Annotated in this window: 1 protein-coding gene (running past one end of the window); it reads left to right on the top strand. The window is 68.7% G+C overall.

The annotated features are described in order from the left end of the window. Positions 1-23,678: part of an ADP-ribosyltransferase coding region (locus tag QSJ59_RS23865; RefSeq protein ID WP_285762021.1), annotated on the top strand (this coding region is incomplete at both ends). 10,841 nt of the annotated region lie to the left of the window's left edge; the window shows 23,678 of its 34,519 annotated nt.

Here is a 23,678-nt window from a genome sequence, read left to right as displayed (position 1 = left end):
GCGGCCTCTTCTACACCGACCTGGGCTACCTCGGCTCCACAGTCGTAGCCGCACAACTACGCCTGGACGCCGCCCACGCACAAACCCGCCTCGCCCACGCAGAAACCCTCGACGCCCGCGACGACACCCCCCTCGCCAAAAACCGCGCCACAACCATCACCGAACGCGCCCAAGCCGAAACCCGCACCGCCCAAAACGACCTCGACACCGCACACACCGCCTACCGACAAGAAGGCGGCACCTACACCCCCGACAACACCCCCACCACCACACTCATCCCCACACCCGGCCAGACCACCACCAACGGGGAAACCACCAACCCGACCACCACCAGGAACACCCTCACCCCCCAAGCGGCCACCCACCCAGGCGCCAACGACCTCCACGTCAACATGGCCCACACCCCCGACGTCGACTTCTCCCAGTGGTTGACCGAGGAAGCACTGCGAAGCGACTCCTCCAACCAGGAAACCGACTCGGACGCGATGAGCACCGACTCGGACACCCCCGACATCCGCGAACAACTCGCACCCGCCCCTCTGTGGACAGGTACCACCGAAGAGCCCGGCGGAGTCGGAATGGCCGCCACCCTGCGCTTCACCGACAACGACGACGCCGTCAACTGGGCCATTACCGCACTACAACCCCAGGAAGGAACCCTCCCGACCAACGAGAGCGAAACCGTCTTCCGATACACCCGCGACGACTACGACATGGTCCGAGAGGGACTACTCGACGGAACAGTCGACGAGGGCGACGAAACCCTCTTCCTGGAAACGGTCGCCGATATGGACTCGGCCGTCACCCGGGCCCTCCTCCCCGAGTCCGTCCTCCTACACCGCGCTGTCGGCGAACTCGCCATCCGCGGCATGGGCGCCGACCTCAACGACCCCGCCTCCATGCAAGCGCTGGTCGGCACCGTCCACACCAATCACAACTACCTCTCCACCAGCGTGGGCAACAACTCTCCGGCCGAACGCGACCTCTACGCCGTGATACGCGCACCCAAGGGCCTGCCCGTCCTGGACGCCATGCCCCACTCCCAACACGGCTACGACGAACGCGAACTCATCATCCCCCGAGGCCTGGACGTCCTCTACCACGCTGCCTACCAGCGCGAAGCGTTCCCCAGCGAAAGCAGCGAACCACGCCCCCTGTGGTTCGTCGAGGCCGAGATCGTGCCCACCGGCTGGACCCCGCCCCCCGGATGGCAACCCGCCCCCCTGGGCGACGCCCACCAGGGCTACCAACAACCCCACAACCAATCCTCCGACGAGACCTCCGACTCCGACGAGTCCATGAGCGAGGCCCCCTCCTCAGACAACGACGTCCAGGTCTACACCGCACAACTCCCCGACTTCGACCCAACCAGCCGGCCCGCACCCGAGACCGGCCCCGCCACGACCCCGGTCGAGCGGGCACGCCAAGCGGTCGCACGAGCCAACGCCGACCTCCTCCGCCACGAGACCACACTCCACGAACAGCGCGTTCGCAACGACTGGCCCGAAACCCACCCCCGGGTCCAAGACGGCCTCCTGGAAACCGCACGCCTGCAACGCATCGCCGACCAAGCCGAAACCACCCTCCGCAACACCACCGACACCGCACCACCCCAGCACGACGGCCCCAACGACCTGCGCGTCAACATGGCCCACACCCCCGACGTCGACTTCTCCCAGTGGTTGACCGAGGAAGCACTGCGAAGCGACTCCTCCAACCAGGAAACCGACTCGGACGCGATGAGCACCGACTCGGACACCCCCGACATCCGCGAACAACTCGCACCCGCCCCTCTCTGGACAGGTACCACCGAAGAGCCCGGCGGAGTCGGAATGGCCGCCACCCTGCGCTTCACCGACAACGACGACGCCGTCAACTGGGCTATGACCACGCTGGAACCCCAAGCAACCGGTCTGTCCCCCACCGCGAGGGACGCCGTCACCCGCTACACCGGCGACGACTACATGACGGTCCTGGACGGCCTGACCGACGGAACCGTGGAAAGGGGCGAGGAAAACCTGTTCCTGGAGCTGGTGTCCGGCCTGGACTCAGCGATCTCCCAAGCCACGCTCCCCGACTCCGTCCTCTTGCACCGCGCCCTTCGCGAAGGTTTCATCCAACGCCTGGGCGCAGACCTCAACGACCCCGCCTCCATGCGGGCACTGGTGGGCACCGTCCACTCCGACAACAACTACCTCTCCACCGCCGTGGGCAACAGCTCCCCGGCCGAACGCGACCTCTACGCCGTGATACGCGCACCCAAGGGCCTGCCTGTCCTGAGCGCCATGCCCTACTCCCGACACGGCTACGACGAACGCGAACTCATCATCCCCCGAGGCTTGAGCCTCCTCTTCCACGCCGCCTACCAGCGCGAAGCCTTCCCCAGCGAAAGCAGCGAACCACGCCCCCTGTGGTTCGTCGAGATCGAGATCGTGCCCACCGGCTGGACCCCTGCCCCCGGATGGCAACCCGCCCCCCTGGGCGACGCCCACCAGGGCTACCAACAACCCCACAACCAATCCTCCGACGAGGCCTCCGACTCCGACGAGTCCATGAGCGAGGCCCCCTCCTCCGACAACGACATCCAGGTCAACACCGCACAACTCCCCGACCCCGGCCTCACCCCCCTCGGCCGACCCGCACCCGAGACCGGCCCCGCCACGACCCCGGTCGAGCGGGCACGCGAAGCGGTCGCACGAGCCAACGCCGACCTCCTCCGCCACGAGACCACACTCCACGAACAGCGCGTTCGCAACGACTGGCCCGAAACCCACCCCCGGGTCCAAGACGGCCTCCTGGAAACCGCACGCCTGCAACGCATCGCCGACCAAGCCGAAACCACCCTCCGGGATGCGTCTCAGACCGTTCCCCCTCCTGGACGGCGTCCCGTTGACGACGACCAGATCTCGGCTTTCCCTCTCACCGTCGACGACTCCAATGGTCGTTTGGGCGAAGCCCTGAGTTCTTATCAAGACGCGCGTACCGCCACCGACGACGTCCGGCAACACACCGCCACCGCCCGCACCCACGCTCAGAACGCGCTGGACCTGTTCCACGTCAACCCGCACACCTACCAGCCATCACCGGCGCAAACACCGACCCACAACGCCACTCCCAACGCCAGGCGCATCTTCGACCAGCTCACCACCGCCTACGAGGACCGGGCACGTCTGGAAACCCTGCGCGGCACCCTTCCCGCCGCAGAAACCGCCCACGCCGCCGTCCTGAACACCGAAATCCAACGCCTCACCACCCACATCACCCACCTGCACAACACCTACAGCGCCCACAGCAACGGCAGCAGCGACGCGACCACCCCCTTCGCCCGCCGCGGCTTCAGCCCCACCGCCCCCTTCCCGGACTCCCCCGAATCCCTGCGACAAGCCCAACACCACACCGCCGAGGCCGTCACCGCGATCGAAGCCGCCAACGGAAGCGATATCGAAGCCGGTCTCCAGTTCGCCTTCGCCGACGACGCGACCGCCACCACCCTCACCCAGCTGGGCATCACCCCCGACGTCACCGAACTCACCCCCCTGGCCGCCGACGCCGAGACCGCCGAACGCGAAGCCCACAGCCAACTCACCGAAAGCAACCAGACCCTCGCCCAACGCCGCGCGCTCCTGGACCACCTCACCACCACCCAACAGGGCACCCCCGGCGAGATCACGGCCCTGCAACGCGCCGTGGACGAGGAACAACAACGCAACGCCGGCCTGCTCACCGCCTACCAGAACATCGGCATCGACGGCACCGACTCCGATGCTTCGGTCTCCGACGCCGGAACGGTCGCCACCGTCGTGACCGATGCCGGGGGCCCGCCCAGCCTTCTCACCGACCAGGACCGTGCGGCCTTCGCCCCGCTGCGCGACGCCGCCGCGCATATCCGCGACTTCCAGCAGGCAGAGGCACTAGGCCCCCAGGGCGCCACCACACGCCAGGAACTCCTCGACCAGGTCACCACCCTCATCAACACCCCGCCCCAAGACCTCTCCCCCCACCTGGCCCCCGCCCACACCGCGGCCGCGGCCATGCTGCGCGACTACGCCGCCCACCTCGCCCAACTCGCCGCCGCCGCCACCACACGCCAAGAAGTCGGCCAGGCCCTGGTCGAGTCGATCCAGGCCTACGTCACCAACCCCAACGGCGACCATCCCGCCCCGTTGCGTGGCTACTTCGGCCACGCCCGGCAAACGGCCCAAACCTTGGGCTTCGATCCCTACACCCCCGCCGGCGATTTCGCTCTCACCCTGTCCCTGAACGATTTCCGCGAAAACCTCCACAGGACAGCGGAGCTGAACGGGCGCGCCCACGCATTCAACGCTTCGCGCGAAGCAGTCACTGCCCTGGGCATCGAAGCGGTCGGGCTGAGAATGGCCTCCAACCTGGTGCAGCGCGAAATGCCGCAGGCACGCGAACTGTCCGCCGCTGTGGACAGACGGATCGAACAACTGCGGGAAGTCAGGGACCAACTCAGCGAGCACAACGCTCTGGAACGCGATCTTCGACGCGAGGCCGAGAGCGCAAGGAACACGGCCAGAAACGCGCGTGCCGAGTTCGACCAGCAGTGGCGCGCCGTCGAGGACGCCTACGACGAACTCGACGCTTTGCTCCCCCCCGAATACCGCAGCGAGGCCGACACCGAATCCCAGACCGACTACGCCGTGCTGGCCGACCAGGCCCGCCAAACAGCGGACGAGATCCGCCACGACGCCGAGCAGGCACACACCCGATCCGACGAGGTCCTGGTCCGGCTCGCCGACACCCAACAACAGCTCGCCGCCGCCCGAAAAGAACTCGCCCCCCTCACCGAACAGCTCAACAGAGCCTACGGACAGCTCGGCAAGATTGGGTTCGCCTTCCCGACCGCGCGTTCCTTCCAGCAACAGCAGATCCAACAGCTCCAACAACAAACCGGCCCGGTCGAACAACGAGTCGAGTCCCTGGAGCAACGAGTCCGTGAGATCGAGGGTGAATACGACGGGCTTCGCGCACAGACACGTTCTCTGACCGCGGAAGCCTCGCTTCACCAGACACGCGCCGACGCACTCCACCGCCACCAGGAATCCGCATCCCGGGCCGCTATGGAGGCCGACCAGCAGCAAACCGCACTCCGCGAAAGGATCGACACCGCGACGAGAAGGCTCGACGCGATCGAGGCAAACGTCCGTGACCATGAAAAAAGCGCCGCCAACTTCGAGCGAGAAATCCAGCGGCACCGCAACGACAGCCGGATCCAATTCGCCGCGTTGGTGCGGCTTCTCGGGGACTATGAGGGCGACCCCACCAGCATCGACGCCGCGCGAACGTTCCGTGACCGCTACCTCGCCGAGCGGAACCTGCGCCAGCAGCTGGGCGGAGCAGAAGGACACCGACGCGAGGTGGCCTTCGCCCTGCCCGTGCTCGGCCAACGCAACGAGCTGCACCAATGGCACCGCACCACCACCGACTCCGACGAGACCTTCCTCGATCAGCGGTGGAGCCAATCCGATAGCCTGAGCCACGCCTACGCCGCAGCCGTGCGGTACGTCATGGCCCCGATCGCCTCGCCCGAAACGATCGCCGCGTTCCTCAACCCCCCGGACGAACAACGCATCAACCAGGCCCGGTTCCACTTCTCCGAGGCACGGACAGAACAAGCCAGACAGGCAGAAGCGGAAACAGAACGCCAGGAAGCGGCCGCTTTCAACGAGGGCCGGCCACCTTCCTACTCCGAGGCCCAGCGTGGGGACCTGCCCCCGGCATACGAGCCCCCCACCGCCCGCCAGGCCGAGGAACGCGGCCGTCTCCTGGCCCGCTCCCGCCACACCATCGACGCCCTGCACCGGCAGGTCGAACGCGCCGGAGAAGAAATCACGGAACTGGTGTTCGTCGACGGCGGATTCGACTCCCCCGCCTACCAGGACCTGCTCACCCGGCAAGCCGACCTGAACCAGCAGATCCAACGCGACACCGACGCCTACGAACGCGCGGCACGCGAGCTGGCCCAGGACATGAGGACCGAACGCTCCCCCGTCCTGCCGGTGCGGCCCCTGCCCTCCCTGGCATCAATCCCCCTCGAGCTGCGCACTCTGGCGATGAACGACTTCAACGCCGCCGTCCGGCTCAACGACCGCGCCGCCGACTACCGCACCTGGGCCAACACCGCCACCGCCACCGGCTTCCCCCGCGAAGCCGCCTGGCTCACCGACCGCGCCCAACGCCTCCAAGACGAAGCCCAGCACTTGCGCGAACGGGTCGGCCAGAGCACCCCCTACCAGTTGCACCCCGACCAAGAGGAAGCGCTGGGAATCGCCCGAACCCTGCGGATTCCCGGCCGCGCCTTCCCCGGCCTCGGGGAACCTCCGGTCCTGGCCCCCAACGCGGTCCACGACGCCTACCAGCAAGCCATGCAAGCCGGCCGCAACGCCTCGGTGATCCAGGCCCTGGCAGACGCCGCGCAAACCCCCGGGTTCGCCCTCCCACGAAACACCGACCTCGACGCCCAAGACCTCCCCGACATCGCCGAGGGCGCACGGGAAACAGCCCGCGACATGGCCCAGACCTACCTGGTCGAGGCCATGGCCCACACCCGCCGCCAAAACGACACCCTCCACGTTCCCGGCTCCACCGGCCCCTCACGCACCCCCCGCAACACCCGCGACCGCACCCTGCAAGCCATCGACCAGCTCACCGAGCAGAACCGCTCCCACGCGCTGCGCCTGGCCCAAGTCCTCAACATCAACACCGACTCCACCACCTCGCTGCCCACACCGCCTCCCGGCCACGACTCCCCCCAGATCCGCGCGGCCCACGAACGCGCCCTGCAAGCCGACCGCGAGGCCTCCACCATCGAGCGCCTGGCTCAGCACGCCCGCGGACACGGAGACCCCGGCCTCCAAGCCGAGGCACAACCACTGGACAACCTCGCCACCACCCTGCGCAACAACGCCGCGATCACCTACATCACCGGCGTCATGACCAGTGCGAACCAACGCGCCACGGACCTCGAGGCGCAAAGCCGCCTCGCCGAAGCCCGCCAGCATCGCCACACCCAGACCCAGGCCGCACTCGCCTTGGCCCGGGTAATGGGCATCGACTACCGCCGGCCCGATCATCTCGCCCACCCCCCCGCGCTCGACGCCCCGCAGGAACTGCGCTGGGCCTTCGACGAAGCGGTGGAAAGCGACCAGCGGGCCTCCACTATCCGTGCGCTCTCCAACAAGGTGGAAACAGAGAACGTCCTGCCCGGCCTGAACAACCACACAGCCGGAATCGACCACATTCTGGACACTCTGGACCAAAACGCCACACAGGACTACAACCGCTACCTGCGACAAATAGCCTCGAACGCCCTCGGCCTCGGCGACGCCATGAACCTGGACTCCACATCGCCCCGGCGAGAGGACTCCGACGAAGACATGGACGACTCGGGCTCCGACGAGGACATGTCCGACGCCCCCGCACCGGCACCGGACGGCGTTACCCGGGTCCACCTCACCCAACTCCCCGACCTCGGCCCCACCCCGACCCCGGGTATCGACCCCACCACCCCCGCCACCACCGGCCGCTCCCCCATCCAGGCCGCGCAGCGTGAGGTGGCCGCAGCCAACACCGCCGTGGTCCGCTACGAAACCACCCTGGAAAACACCCGCATCGACCGCGGCCTCTTCTACACCGACCTGGGCTACCTCGGCTCCATGGTCGTAGCCGCACAACTACGCCTGGACGCAGCCCACGCACAAACCCGCCTCGCCCAAGCCGAAACCCTCGACGCCCACAACGACACCCCCCTCGCACAAAACCGCGCCACAACAATCACCGAACACGCGGCCGCAGAAACCCGCACCGCCCAAAACGACCTCGACACCGCACACACCGCCTACCAACAAGAAGGCGGCACCTACACCCCCGACAACACCCCCACCACCACACTCATCCCCACACCCACACCCACACCCGGCCAGACCACCGCCCCGCCCATCACCACCACCCCCGACCACCACACCGCCATCCAGGAATGGCAGAACAACCCCACCACCCACGTCAATCTGGCTCTGGCCGAGGCTCCTCCCACAGAGGACGGTTGGAACACGCCGCCCAAGGCGTGGGAGTCCCGACAGGGTAGCCAGGGAATGCGCTCCGGACGGGCCCCCTTCTCCGGGACCGAGGGCAACGCGTGGCTGCGGAACGACTTTCCCGTTCCACCGCTGACGAACGACCAGACCGCGTACGTCCGGTGGTACCGGGCCGAGGGCAGCGACGTAGTGAACAAGGCCCTGCAAAATCCGCCTGCTTCCCCGACCCGGTCGCTTGCCACAGCCGTACGCGCCATCGACTCGGCCATCGCCGCCTCCTCCCTGCCGGAGCCGGCCGTCCTCTACCGGGGATACAACCCCGACTTCGCGGCCCGTCTCGGCGTGAGCGTCAACGACGAGCAGGGCATGCTCGGCCTCGTCGGCAGGACGCACACCGAACCCGGCTACATGTCCGCGTCGACACGCGTGGACCCCACCTACACCAACCGCCGTATCTACACGGTCCTGCGCGTCCCCGAGGGCTACCCGGCGCTCAACGCCGAAAAGACCGTCCGCAACGGCCAGGACGAGCAGGAGGTGTTGGGCAAGCGTGACTACACCATCCTGTTCCACTCCGTCAGCAGGCGTCCCGACCCCTACGGGATGAAGTCCTGGCTGATCGAGGCGGAGATCGTCCCCAACCACTGGACCAAGCCGGACGGCTGGCGGCCCGACCCGTACGGGCTCACCATGGACGAGCACGGCAATATGCGGGCCGACTCGGGCCCGACCGGTCCGTTCGACCTGACGGTCTACACGGCCCGGATCGAGCAGTCCCTCCCGGTTGACGGAACACCGACCCAGACGTCGGCCGAGCGTCCCGTCACCCCGGTGGAGGAGGCCCGTTCGCGGGTGGCGGCCGCCCAGGCACGGGCGGTGCGCTACGAGACCGATCTCGAAAACTTCCGCAACAACTTCGCGATCTCCCCCGACGATCCGGCTTACCTCGGGTCCCGGGCCGTTGCCGCGCAACTGCGCCTGGACGCCGCTTACGCAGAGGCCGACCTCGCCCGAGCGCGTCTGGACGACGCGCGGGGCAGTGCCACCGGGACCCGGCTCGCGCGCGAAGAGACCTCCCGCGCGCAGATCGAGACCCGTGTCGCCACCACCGACCTCGTCGATGTCCGCCGCGCCTACACGGAGCACGGCGGCACCTGGAGCGACCGGAGCACGCCCGAGCGGCTCCTCCTTCCCTTGCCGGCCGAGACCGTTACCGGTGATCACGGCGTGTCCGTGCCGCGGGCCATATCCGATGCGCAAGGGATCGACGCTCCGTCCACCAGCGCGGATACGCCTTTCGTCTTCCCGGTCACCATCGAGCAGGACACGGAAAACTCCGTTTCCGATTCCGACTTCGAGGGCGAGGCTTGGGAAACACGCTCGATCTTCCCCGACCCCGAGAACCCGGACGACTTCTTCGGGGCCCAGGACTCCGTCGGGAACGACGACGCCGGGATCGCTGCCGGGCGGCAGACCGACCTCCACCCGGCCTTCTCCGTGCTCCGCGACGCAGACGCGCTGGTGGGTCGGATCACCGAGGCCCTGTCCGAAGTCTCGACCACTACCGCGGACAGGGCGAGGGATCTTCTCGCGGAACTCGACGGCCTCCTTTCCAGGAACCTCGCAGCAGCGGACACATTCGCGACCCCGTTGGTGAGCCACCGGGACCTGGCGGAAGCCTGGGGACTGGGCGCGAACGCCCTCCGGGCCTACGCCCACCACCTCGTGGAGACCTCCGCACAGGCCCAGCGGACCGGAACGGAAGACGGGGGATCCGCACCGACCGAGCAGGCGCTCCCGCAGACGGTCCGGGAATCCGCCCACAGGCTCGCCGAGCTGCTCGGCTACCACGCGACGGAGTCAGCTCTGGGCGACCCTCGGCTGAGCACACTTCTCCCCTCCGCGCGCGACGCCCACATCGAGGCTGCTCAGATCTCCCGCGAACTCCACGAACTGGATGCACAACGCGCGGCGCTGACCTCCGTCGGGTTGTCCAACACCCTGTCGGGGCTCGGTGACCGGAACTCCCTGTTCCAGAGGACGACCGACGCCTGGACGGAGGTCGACCGGCTGAGCGCAGCAGTGACCGGTCCCGGTGCCACGCTGGCAACCTCCGGCTCTCAGGTGGACCAGCTGATCTATTCCGCCGATCAACACCTGTGGGACGCGCAGGAAGCCTTCCAGCAGGCGCGGGTCCACGAGCAGACCCGCACCGACCTCCGGCAGGAACTCACCGACCTCCGGAAGGAACTCGCCGGCCTTTCCACCGTTCGAAGCGGTGAGGAGGGGGCAATCACGGCCCCCAGCCCCGAGGAGCGTTACACGCCCTCGACCGTCCAGGAGACGCGTGAGCGGGCTCGCGCCCTCGACGAAGAGGCACGAGAACTCGCGGACCGCGCCGACAGGGCGTTCGGCGAGGTCATGCAGGCCTCCACACCGTCCGCGCACACCGATCGTCTGAGGATGCTCTACCCCCAGCTCCGTGACCAGGTGAGAAGCCTGCGTGCCGAGGCCGCGCTGGAGAACGCCCGTGCCGACGCCATGGAGCGCGCGTTGGACGAACGGCCGACGACACCGATTCCCTCCTCGGCAGAACGGGAGGACAGGCTCCGGGAGCGGATCAGGGAGGAAACCCAGAAGGCGAAGGAACTGCGCGACGAGGCCAAGCGCCTTGCGGAGAAGAGCGAAGCGGATCGCGAGGAGGCGCAGAAAACGCGGGACGCGATGGCCGACGACGTCAGGCGACTGGCGGAGGCAGCCGGCATCGACTCCGGCGACCACACCGCCATCCGTTCGCTCTGGGAGCAGCAGAGCGACCTCCTCGACGTTCTAGTGGAACAGCAGAGGTACTGGACGGAACAGATGTTCGCCGTCAACAACACCGCGGGCCAGCCGGAGGCCCTCGGCCAATGGCGCACCCACATCGTCCAGGAGAACCTGGGGTTCGTGGAGGGCAGGATCCACGCGAGCCGGGGAGCCATGGATGCCTATGCCCAGGTAATGGCGCACTCCCTGTTCACCGGTACCGCTCCGGGAACCCTTGGGCTGCACGCCATGGGGGATCATTACCCTCCGGCGGTCCCTAACGGTTCCCTCGACCCGGTTACGGGGCTGCCGATTCGGCTGCCCGACCCGCCCCCCCTCTACAGCGCCGCTCCGCCGGTTGCGCCCGAAACGCCCGACACCACCGAAACGCCCGCGACCGCCGACACCACCGAAACGTCCGACACCACCGAAACGCCCGACCCTCCGCGTCCCCCCAGCTACATCGAGTTTCCCACCCTGGGCGCGATGGAACGGCGCGGCGTGGATCTGGCCCGTATCCGCCACGAGATCGAGGCCCTGCGCACAAAGATCGGAAACACCGACGAAACGGCACCCATCACCCTCCGCGACGGGATCGCCACCCGACCGGCCCCGCCGGAGAAACTGCTCGAACGGCAGTGGGAGAGGTACCGCCACGCGGCCCGCCAGCGCGCAGAGGTACTCGGCACCACACCTCCCCCAGCCGGGCACTCGGGGCTCCCTCAGGTCCTGAACAGTCTTCCCGAGAAGGAGCGGCTGGCCGTCCTGGACCACCGGGCCTTCGCAGACGCACGCCGCCACCAGGTGGTGGAACTCAGGTCCTGGGCGGAGGACTCCCGCACGACCGGTTTCTTCAACGAGGCCGACTGGCTGACCACGGAGGCCGACCGGGTCGAGCAGGAAGGGGCACAGATCGAGCGGGAGCACCGCACCGCGAACCTGATCCGCTCCTTCACCGACCAGGCGGAGCTGGAAAGGCGAGCCGACGAATTGGAGGCGCGCCCCGCCGCTTCCCCCGAGCAGGTCCAGGAGACACAGGAGGCCCAACGGAAATCCGAGGAACGCAAAGATCACTTCTGGCAGTACGCCATGGAACTGGCCGACCTCCTCGGTCTGAGCTCCCCGGCCATCCCGGAAGCGATCGTCCAGATCCGCCCGCGCGAGGGCAACTCGGACGGTATCCGCGTCCGCTACCAGGGGATGGAGCAGAACTTCCGCGAGCTGGAAGCGTTCGCCGGGTTGTCCAGGCAAGGGAGGGAACAGGGTTTCCTCAGCACCGAGCAGGCGGACGCCTTCGACCGGATGCAGCGAGGGGGCACCGCGAACCAGAGGTTTTTCGCCAAGCAGTACCTGGCGGACGCGCTCACCGACCTGCGGACGCAGTTGTCCGTCGCGCATACCGCGATGGCGGACCCCCAGCTGTCCGACCGTCTCTTCCAGGACTACCGGTCCTTCGCCGCCGCGACCGCCCGCTACCTCGATGTGGCGTCCAGCAGCCAGACGCACCTGCCGCCCGGTCCGCCGCCGGCTGGAGACGCCCCGCAGCAGGCTCACGGACTTTACCTCGACGCCGTTCGCCTGTCCGAGGAAGCAGCACTCGTCGAGGGCCTGAACCAGACCGCCGCCGGTGGCTCACTGCTGCTCTCCGGCGAAGGGTCCCTGCTCCCCGACGCCGCCTCGACGGCCCGCGACCTCGCCGAACAGGCCGTCCTGGACTACACCCGGATCACCGCGCCGAACGGCGACGGTACCGGAACGGATGTCCCCGGGCGTCGGGCGGCCATGACCCGTGTCGGTGCCTGGGCCGCAGCGCTCGACTCGCAGGCGCAGACGCTGAACACCCGTTCCAGGGAGGCCCTCGCTCAAGGAGCGTCCCAACAGGGCCGGCTGTTCAACTTTCAGGCGGTACAGGCGACGAACGACGCCCCTCGGTACTGGGACCTCTACCTCCACGAGGGCCTGGGGCTGGCCCCTCTCCTGGGGATCGAGCCCCGAAGCGAAGGCGTCACCGATCTCGGTCCGGAGCCCGGGAACGACGTTCCGGGAACCGTCCGGGCCGCGTATGACAACGCCCGTGTCGCGGACTCCACCGCCGACGTCTTCATGCAGCTCGCCGACGATGCGGGGAGCGCGGGGAGCCCGCTCTCCGGCGAAGGCGAACGGCTCGCGAACATGGCCCGGCTTCTGGAGCAGACGGCCCAGGCCCAGACGAACTCGTACCGGGAACTGGCCACCGGCGTCTCCGACGCGCTCGCCGACCTGCGTGACCACCAGACCCGCACCGAAGAGGCGGCGGAGCGCGGAGAGGACCGCGGAAACGACTTCGGCTACCGGCAGTCGGCGCGATCGCTCGCCCGTCTTTTGTCCCTCGACCCTGTCGACTCCGCGCTCCTCCCCCACCCCCCGGCCTTCGCGCCCTTCGACGGTCTCGACGACAGTCGTCGTGACGCCGAACAGAGCCGCGAGGAAGCGGCACTGCTGACCGCCCTCGCCGACCACGTTCGCGGCACGACGGTCCTCTCCTCCCACGAGGCAGAGTTCCTGGACGGCGCCGTCCGGGAGGCCCGCCAGGCCGCCGAGGAGACGGCACGGGAGCACGCCGGACTGGAGGCCCAGGTCAACATGGGCCAGAACGAGTCGATCGACCTCGTGCGGCACCGGGCACGCCTGGACTACGACCGCACCCGGATAGCCGTGCTCGGACACCACGCCGACCAATTGCGACAGGTCGGTGAGGAGGCGGAACAGCAGGGCTACGGACCCCTGGCAGCCCTGCTCGACGACGAAGTCCAGCAGGTCGAGGACCATACAGAGCGGTTGTGGACGGACTACCGACGCGAAGCGCTCGAACTCGCACGGACGCTGAACGTCACCCCGGTCCCCACCCTGCTCCCCAGCCCCGCTCCCGCACCGGAAGGCCCCCCTGCCCTGCGGGAGAGCCACACGGGCGTGACCCGTTCCGTGGAGGAGGCGGCACTGCTGGAGGGGCTCGCCTCCGCAGCCCGCGAGGACGGCTCCCGGCTCGCCAACGAGGCCGACCAGCTGGAAGCCGCAGCGAGCACCTCCCGCCAGATCGCCGAGACGATCGCCCGCGACCATGCCGCCCTGGAGGCCGAGACGGCCGTGCGGGGCCGGGACGACGACGGAGCGCGCCGAGAAGGGGCCTACCTCGCCCACGACCGCACCCGGGCCGCCGAGCTGGAGGCCCTCGCCCAGCGACTGCGCGACCAGACGCACGGTACGGACGGCTCGGGCGCGCCGTCACGCCTGGAACACCTCGCGGAACAGACAGCGGCGCAGATGCGGCGCTCCTACCGCTCCCTGGTGCTGGACCTGGCACGCACCCACCGGATCGCCGGCGATCCCACCGCGGTCCGGGACATCCCCGATCCCTCTCAAAGCGCGTCCGAGAGTGTGACGGCAGCCTACGAGCGCGCCAGGAACACCGCCGGGGAGGCCTCCACCATCGAGGCGGTGGCCGAGGCCGTCCGCGACGGCGGACTCCCCTTCGCCGAGGAAACGGGCGCGATCGGCGACCTCGCCGCCCGCGCCCGGACCGAGGCAGAGGAGGCACTACGGGCCTACACCGAGGCCGCGCAGAGCGAGGAAGGCGGCCGACAAGGCACCGAGCCCTCTCAAGGCGGAGAAGAAGGACAGCAGAACCACGACGTCCAGGTCATGACCCTCCGCGCTGAGGAAGGGGGTCATCAGCACACCGCGCCCGCGGCCCCGGACTCGACCGCGTTCGACCGGGCCCGCAGCGACGCCGGCCGGGCACACTACGACCTCGTCCGCCACGAGACGGACCTCCGGGACCAGCGCGCCCGAAACGGCTGGCCCGACACCCATCCCGAGATCCAGTCCGGCCTGGAGGAAGCCGCGCGGCTGCGCTTGGTGGCCGCCGAGGCCGACACGGCCCTCGACGCCGCCAGGCAGGAGTACATCGCCGCCGGCGGACACCCCGACCTGCCCAACGCTCCGACCGCGCCCCTCCCCATGGACGGTGCCGTCCGTTCACCGCTCGTCTTCCCGGTCCACCTCGACCAGGGGGCGGACGAGACCTCGTCGGAGTCCTCCGACGACGACCAGGGAGCGGAGCCCGAGTGGCGTCTGGACTCCGACTCCGAGGACGACCGGCCGCGACTGACCGCGTGGCCCCCTACCTTCCACAACGCTGGCGCGATCTTGTTGGACTCGGAGGCCTCCGACGACGGCAGCGACGCGGAACCGCGCACCGCCCTCCCGGTGGCGGACGCGTCGGCAATCGCGGGCCTCCCCCCCGCCTTCGCGGAGCTCGTCCGGGCAGACCGGCTGATCGGCGAGATCACGCTCGCCCTGTCCACGGGGCAGCAGAACGCGCAGCCGCGCTCCCGGGAACTCCTCGCCCAACTCGACTCGGTCATCCGCCACGGCCGCACCCTCACGGGCGACCTCCCGGCGTCCTCAGAGGGCCGGAACCTGGCGCGCATCTGGGAGCTGGGGACGAACGCGCTCCTGTCCTACGCCCATCACCTCGTGGACACCTCCTCCTCGAACCTCGCCCAAGCCTCCAGTCAGGACGACGGTGTCTTCGGAAGCACCGGGCGTCCCCTTCCCGGAGAGTTCCACGACCGGCTCCGGGAACTCACAAGCGCTTTGCGGATCGACGAGTCCATGCCCCTCGTCGGAAGCGACCTCGCACACAGCTCGGCCTACTCCGAAGCCCAGACCGTCCACCGCACGGCGGCCGAGGCCAACCGCGCGTTCCACGAAATGAACGCGCGGCGTGCCGCCCTTCTGTTCCTCGGCCTTCCACGCACCGCTCTCGCTCTCGACAGTGCCGTACACGACCTCCGCGAAGAAGGTCAGCAAAGTCGAGCGCTTCTCAGGGAACGGGTCAATGAACTCATCGAGGGCAGCGGGCAGAGCCGGACCCTCAACGAAAAGTTCCGGAGCCTGCGCGCCGACTCCGACAAACATCTGTGGACGGCCCAGGAACAGCTCCAGGAGGCGCTGGATCACGAACAGAGGGTGAAGGACCACCGGGCGGAACTCGCCGGACTGGACGAGGAAGCCCCGAGAACTTCTCCGAACGAAACGGATCTCGACGACCGCACCCGTTCCATACTCGCCGAACTGGAAAAGAAGGGGGAAGGCCCGGGAACTTCTCCGGCCGGAGCCGATCGCGGCTACTACACCCGTTCCATCGCGGAGGTCCGCGACCGCATCTCCGGTGCCGAGCGACTCGCCAGGCAACGCGAGAACGACGCCGACGCCCTGCTCGACCAGATCCTGGACGCCCACAAGCAAAGGGCCGTGTCCCGCGACGCCCGCGAACACGACCAGGCCGCGCTCAACACCCTGACGGCCCGCAGGAGCCAACTGCTCGTCCAGGCGATGACCGCCGACCGGCAGGCCCGGCAGCACCGGAACGACGCCGACGCACTGCTCAACCAGGGTCAAGAGGGCCAGGAACGAGCGGACCGCTCACAACGCGTCTTCGACGCCCCTGCGGAGGACGAGTACACGCGGGCAATCGATCGGGCGCTGGAGTCCGACCTGCTGGCCCGGCAGTACAGAGCAGAGGCCGGGGCATTGTCCGGCCGGATCCAGGAGGCCCAGGAACGAGCGGACCGCTCACAACGCGTCTTCGACCGCGCCCAATCCGCGCTCGGCCGTGTGGAGGAGAGCTACGCGCGCACACGCGACCAGGTGCGTTCCCTGCACAATGCCGTAGAACTCGACCATGCCCGTGAACGGGCCCTCGACCGTGAACGTACGGACCGTCTGAATACAGAGGACCTCTCCCACGACGAACGCGCCGCCTACCTGAACGAACAAATCGGGTTTGAGGAGAGGGCAGCACAACGGTCCCGCGAAGACTCCCGGAAGAGCCGGGAAACGGGCGAACGGCTGCGGGATGAGGCAGACCAGCTCGCGCCGCCCGAGTTCCTGAGCCAACTGGTGTCGACGCTGAGCCAGCAACCCCAGCAGGACGGGCACCCCCAACAGGACGTCCGGATCGAGCAGGGGCGGATGCTCCGGACGATGTGGGAACGAGAGAACGCGCTGCTCGAGGCGCTGGTCGAACGCTACTCCTACGGGATGGACCAGCGCGGGGACCTCATGAACGACGAGGAGCTGCCCCAGACCGTTCAACAGTGGCTGCTCACGACGGCCGACAGGGACCTCGAGGTTCTCGACGCCCGGATCATGCTGAGCCAGGCAACGCTCGCCCTGTACGAACAGGCGGTCGAATACAGCCTGTCCCCGGTCGCCGAAACAGGCACCCTGGGACTGCACGACACCGGTGAGCAGTACCCGCCGCTCCTGCCGGAGGGGAGCTTTGCTCCCTTCTCCGAGACCCCGATCCGTTTCCCCGAACCGCACCCGCGCTACGAGGCCGCACCGCCTCTTTACATCGGCGAGCCCCCGGCACCCCCGGCATACCAGGCAGCGGAAACACCGGAGCAACGGGGACGGTTCCTGGCCGGTGCCCGTCGCCGGATCGACGACCTCCGCTCACAGACCGAGAAGACCGCCGCCGAGGTCCGAACCCTCGACGAGTCCGCTCCTGAGTACCGGACCGCCCGTCAGGAACTGGAAACGCGGCTGGCCCGGTTGAGGGACGAGTCGGCCCAACAGTGGAACCACTACCGGTACGGCGCCCGCGAACAGGCCCAGGCACTGGGCACCACTCCCTCCCTCCGTCCGGCCCCCGAGTTTCCCGAGGCGTTCGAGTCGCTGCCGCCCAAGCAACGGCTGGCCGACATGGACTTCATCCAGAACAGGGTTCGCTCGGACAACCGCGTGGCCGAACTGCGGTCGTGGGCCAAGGACGCGCGGACCACCGGCTTCCCGCACGAGGCACAATGGCTCACCGCCGAAGCCGAACGCGTCTCCCAGGAAAGGGAGGAGGCAGCGTGGACGCACTACACGACCAGCCTCGAACGCGACTACGCGGACCAGGTGGAGCTGAGCGCACAGGCCGACCGGTTGCTGGATTCGGACTCCGACTCCCCTGACTCCGAGGCACTGGCCAGGCAGGCAACGGAGCGGGCCGACGACCGCCAGCAGCACTTCGTGGCGCACGCCCTGGAGTTCGCCACGTTCCTGGGTCTGGACGACCCGAGCCACGCGATCATGGTCCTCGGGGACCGGCCGCCGTCCTCCGCCCGTTCCTTCGCACGCCTCACGTACGACGACGCCAAGGACGCCATCAACAATGCCGCGGCGCTCGACGCGCTCTCGAAAAACCTCCGTGGCGACGGACGGCTCTCAGCGGAGACACTGGGGGCACTTGAGCGGAACGCCTCGAAGGGAAGAGAAGACGCGCAACAGGATCTCCTGACGTACCTCAAGGAAATCCTGGACCACCCTGGCAAGCAGACGGCCTCTTCCGGCCACGCGGACGGGTACCGGCCCCTGGTGTTGAACGCCGTTCGCTACCTGGAGGTCCCCCGGGACACGACCGCCCTCCTGCCCGCAACGGGGCCCGAACCCGCTCCCAGGGCGCACCGGGACATCCGCAACGGCTACCGGAAGACCGTGCGCGCCGTCGACGAGGCGGCCCTGCTCACCGGCTTGGAGAACGAGATCTCCGCCGGCCGGACTCCCCCTCTCCACCGACAAGAGACGATCGGCGAACTGGCCCAGACCGCCCGGGAGACCGCGGAGGCACAAGCGCTCGAATACTTCCTCATCGCGGGCGGGACCAGCGGTCTGGACCACGCCGAGGCGGGGATGAACCGTACCGCCGTCCGCGCCACCGAACTCCGCGCGGAGGAACAGCGGCTGCGCAGGGAAGCGGACGAGGTGCTCTCCGGCAAGGACGTCGCCCTGCCCTCGGACCTCGCTCAGCAGAGGACCCTCACCCGGAGGGCGGACAACGCCGCCGCCGCGTCCAGGAAACGATGGGAAAAGTACGAATCACTCGCGCTCTCTCTGGCCGACATGCTCGAGATCGAGGCGGACCGCTCCCTGGAGACTCCCGACCGGGTCGCCTCAGCATGGGTCCGCGACGCCTACGACAGGGCGAAGGGCGGGTACCACCGCTCTGCCCTGCTGTCGACCCTTGCCAGGACAGCCGCCGAGGACGACGACTTCCCCTTCCCGGGAGAGGCCGCACACATCGCCGAGGCGGCTCGGCACGCACGCGATCGAGCCGACGACTCCATCACGGTCTACCGTTCGGGTGCCTCCATGGCCAGGAACCGCGTCCGGGCCGAGAAGGCCGAGAGCCGTGGCGACGAAAAGGCTGCGGAGAAGGCAAACGACCGGTACTACAAGGAAGCGCTCAGACTCGCGCGTGCCCTGCACCTCTCCCCGTCGCCGGAACTCCGCCCGAACCTCGGACGACCAGCCGAAGGCGACGACCGGGTCGTCGATGCTTACCAAGAGGTCATGCGGGAAAGCGAGGAAGCCGCGCTGCTCACCGCACTCGCGTCCTCGGCGCGCGAGGGGGCGTTCGTGTTCCCCGACGAGGCGGAACGCATCGAGGGCTTGGCTTACGAGGCTCTGTGGACGGCCGAGGACACCGCAAGGGAATATGTGATCCGGACGGCTCTGGCCCTCCCGGAGAACGAGTACGAGTCGGCCGAACTGGTGCGATTCAGCACGTTCCTGTCCCACACCCGCACCAGGGCAGACGAACTCGGCTTCACCGCCGAGCGGCTGAGGCAGTTGCGTCTCCGCTCCGGTGGCCGGAAGTCATACGAGGCCGAGATCGAGAACGCCGAAAACCTCACCCGTGAACTGCGGGAAGAGTACCGGGAGCAAGCGGTGCGGCTCGCGGAGGAACTGAAAGTCACCCCCTCAGGTCTTTACCGCCCGCACCCACTTGCTGTCGTCAGTGAGGCAGACCAAGGGCTCAGGGAAAAGCGCGAGGCCGCCGCCGACGCGGAGAAGAACGCGAAGCTGCTGACCGGTCTTTCCCAGGCGCTTTCCCCCTCCAACGCCAACAGGCCGGCCCTGTTCGCCGCGGAGTCAGAAATGATCGCCGCTCTCTCCACCACGGTCCGCGGGGAAGCCGAAGGAAAGGCTCAGGAGTACAACGAACTGGTCGAGCGGTCGGCGGCGCACCGCGACAACGGCGCCCTCGCCACGGCCGACCTTCCCGCGCTGCGCGACACCCTGCCCGACCTCATCGCCGCACACCGGTCCGACTCGGAATCCGGCTCGGAATCCGACGTCCCCGCACCCTTCGAGTCGGACCGGCGGGAAACCCCCTCAGGGGAGCAGCCCGAGACGGCAGACGCCCCGCGGCCGACCGACGAATCCGGCCGGGTCACCTCCGATCCGCAGGTGCCGACCGGCTGGCCACAAACCAAGCCCGGCCTTACGAAGACGATCTCCCCATCGCAATTCGCCTCGCTGATCACGAACCACGTCCCCGGGGGCATGTCCATCACCGCGGCGGCCGACCACCTGGTCCGCTACTACGAGGTGCACCACGGCAACAAGTCCTTCGACACCGTCTTCTCGTCGAGGGAGGAGGAAAACCTGACGCTCGCCCTCACCGACCGCCTGCGCGAGGCCGGTGACCTGCGGTCCGCCCTGGAATGGGTCATGAAGAGCAAGCAGCTCGCCGCCCCCGACAGCCCTCAGGCGTGGGACTCCCTGATCAGTCCGACGAAGAACACGGCGGTGGTCCCGGACCGCCTCCTTCTCCAGGCCTTCGACAGCACCCCCGGGCAGAGCATGGGGATCGCCATCGACGACGGTTCCGCCGCCCTGCACGCGTTGCTGACCCAGCGCCAGGGCGATACCGCACCCATCCACCCCCGTGTCGAGTGGAACCACACCCCCGGCGGCTTCCACGGCACCGACACGATCGAGGTCGTGATCCGGCTGCGCCGCTCCCCGGCGACCGGCCAACGGGACGCCGCGATGGTCTCCCGGGCCGAGCAGAGGCTCGTACGCTCGATGGAGGACGTCGTCAACGGGGGCCGCACCGTCACCGACTCCCACGGCAAAACCCACACCCTGCCCTACACCCTGCGCGACGCCGCCACCAACGCCCAGCAAAGCCCACTCGGCCCCAACCCCGTACTGCGCCTGCGCGTGGAGGTCGTCGACCCCGGTGTCGACGTCTTCTCGGTTCACGCGGACCTGGACTGGTTGCCTTCCTCCGAGGTTTCCACCGCTACCCCCGGCCTCGCGACCGGCGTCCCCGACTTCCTTTCCTGGTTCGGCCTCACCGAGTCCGGCGAGTCCCAGCTCGCCCGCGAGCAGAAGAACAAGAACAACACCGGCCAACAACAAAGCGCCACGGTTGTCCCGCCCCCCGCACGGGTCACCCCGGTCTCGCTGGCCCGGCTCTCCGAGATCACCGCCGGACGCCCCAGCCTTCCCGCGCCGGTCCACACCAACCTGGTCCGCGCGAACCGCTGGTCGGACAACCGGGCCTCAACACCCGTGACCACCATCGGTGTGAACAGGGACACCGATGCCTCAGGCATCGACGTCTCCTTCCGTGAGCCGAAACTCGGAACCACGATCGCGCGACCGGCGGACCCCACCGCCACGGGCGAGCGCACCGTGACGGTGCCCGGCCGTCCCGATGGAGCAGACCAGCCCTTCCGTCCCCCGTCCATCCGGACCTACGGCAACTCCACCCAGGTCGAGGTGCGGGTGGTGCCCATCACGCCCGCTGCCGGGACGACGGGGTCCGCCACCGACGCGGGCACGGCCGGGACCGCGGCGCCCACCCACGCGGCCGAGGTCACCTGGCGCGTCGCCTTCGACACCGGCAAGCTCGAGCAGGCGTTCACTACCTCCTACAGCAAGGAGCACAACGACTTCCCGAGCAACGACGACGTCAGGGCACACGTCGACGCCAAGACGAAGGACGCCCTGGCCCGACTGCGAAAAGACATCGACACGGTCGTCAACTTCCGGCACCGCCTGTCGAACGCGGACGGCACGCCCGGCCCGCAGCTGCATTTCCGGCTGGAGGACGCCACCGATTCGCCCGACGGGGACCCCGTGCACGGCACCGTCGTCTGGCTGCCCACCGGTGCCAACGGCACGGTCCCCCGAAGCAGTTCGGGGAGCTGGGCGGTGGAGGCGAACGCCGGGACTCTCCTGCACGAGTTCCTGCACCGGGCCGCCGGGCTGCCCGACAACTACGGGGAGAACGTCAAGGACCAGGCAGGGGGCAGTGTCTTCCGTACCCGGGCCAGTTCCTCACGGGTGGACGGCGCACGCGACAACGTCATGAACGCCGCCGCGCTGTCCCCCATCTACGGCCTGCGCCAGCACCACCTCGACCGCATCGCCGCCCTGCTGCGCCCCGCCCTGGAGCGCCCCGCAGAGGGCGTCGGCGGCCCCATGCCCTACACCGCCCCCCACCGCATCGCCGACCTCACCCGGGACCAGCTCGGCACGGTCACCGCCGGCCTCACCGTCCCCGTTGATGCCGCCGGATGGGACGCCGCCTCCGCCCTCACCGCCTACTACGACCACCACGTCCGCGGCCAAAGCCTGACCCACGTCAGCGAAGGATCCAACCCCAGCCGCGACCACACCCCCGCACAACGCGAAACAGCGCTCACCACCATCTGGAACACCTGGCACAACACCGGACTCCTCCAACCCGCCCTCGACCGACTCACCACCCTGGGCATCACCACCGACCCCACCACACCCGCCACCGCACCGACGGCGCAGGCGCCGACACCGGCACTGGCACCGTTCAGGACCGACACCGACTCCTGGCAAGACTCCCCGGCACCCGCGCCCAGCCCGAACGACGACACCAGCGACCCCGACGCCATGAACGTCGACTGGACCAACCCCGACACCATCACCTACGACGACCCCACCTACTACGACCTCGACACCCTCGACCTCGCCTCACCCACCAACGACAACCTCCCCCTGCCCTCCTTCCTCACCGACGACCCCGCACTCACCACCCAACCCACCCCCATCGACCCCGCACTCACCACCGACCACACCCACGCCATGGACACCGACGACATGTCCTGGCTCACCCCCGACGACTCCATGGACTGGGCCACCCTCGCCCACGACCTCAACACCGACCTCAACACCGACTTCGACCCCGGCTTCGACCCCGGCTTCGGCATCGACCCCACCCTCACCACCACCGACACCGCCTGGGCCACCCACGCCACCGGCACCGGCTTCAACCCCACCGACACCTACCTCGCCCCCACCACACTCACCACCCACGACACCACCGGCGACTCACCCCGCGACAAAGCCGCCTCCGACGACATCTACGCCCCCTCCGACGCCCTCTCCGACTCCTCCGACGACATCTACGCCCCCTCCGACGCCCTCTCCGACTCCTCCGACGACGAGGCCGCCGCCCATACCCCGCGCCCCGACAAGGGCAAAACCCGCGCCACCCAACCCCCCTTCACCGCACCACCCCACCCCTTCACCCCCGAAGAAACCAGCGCCCTCACCCAAAACAGCTTCACCCTGACCCCCAACCGCCCCACCGACCTCGACACCGCCTGGGCCCTCTACCAACACCACCACCAAGGCCACACCCCCCACACCCTCGCCACCACCCACCGCCTCACCCTGCCAAAACAAAACCTCGACACCCTCAGGTGGACGGCCACCCCCAACCCCACCTACGGCGACAAACGCGCCTGGCTCGAAGAAACCTTCACCACCTGGGAAAACAACCCCACCACCCGAGCCATCCTCACCACCCACGGCGCCAACCCCGACCACCGCACCACCCCCAACGCACCCCCCCACCTCACCACCACCCAAGCCCACCAACTCCTCCACGCAGCCACCGACCACAACCCCACCCTCACCCAGGTCTACGACGCCTGGCACACCCACACCCAC

It is taken from the genome of Nocardiopsis ansamitocini (genome assembly GCF_030268225.1).
Lineage (GTDB): Bacteria > Actinomycetota > Actinomycetes > Streptosporangiales > Streptosporangiaceae > Nocardiopsis_D > Nocardiopsis_D ansamitocini.
The sequence above is the reverse complement of the archived record's forward strand: the minus strand, read 5'-3'. Positions and strand labels throughout refer to the sequence as shown.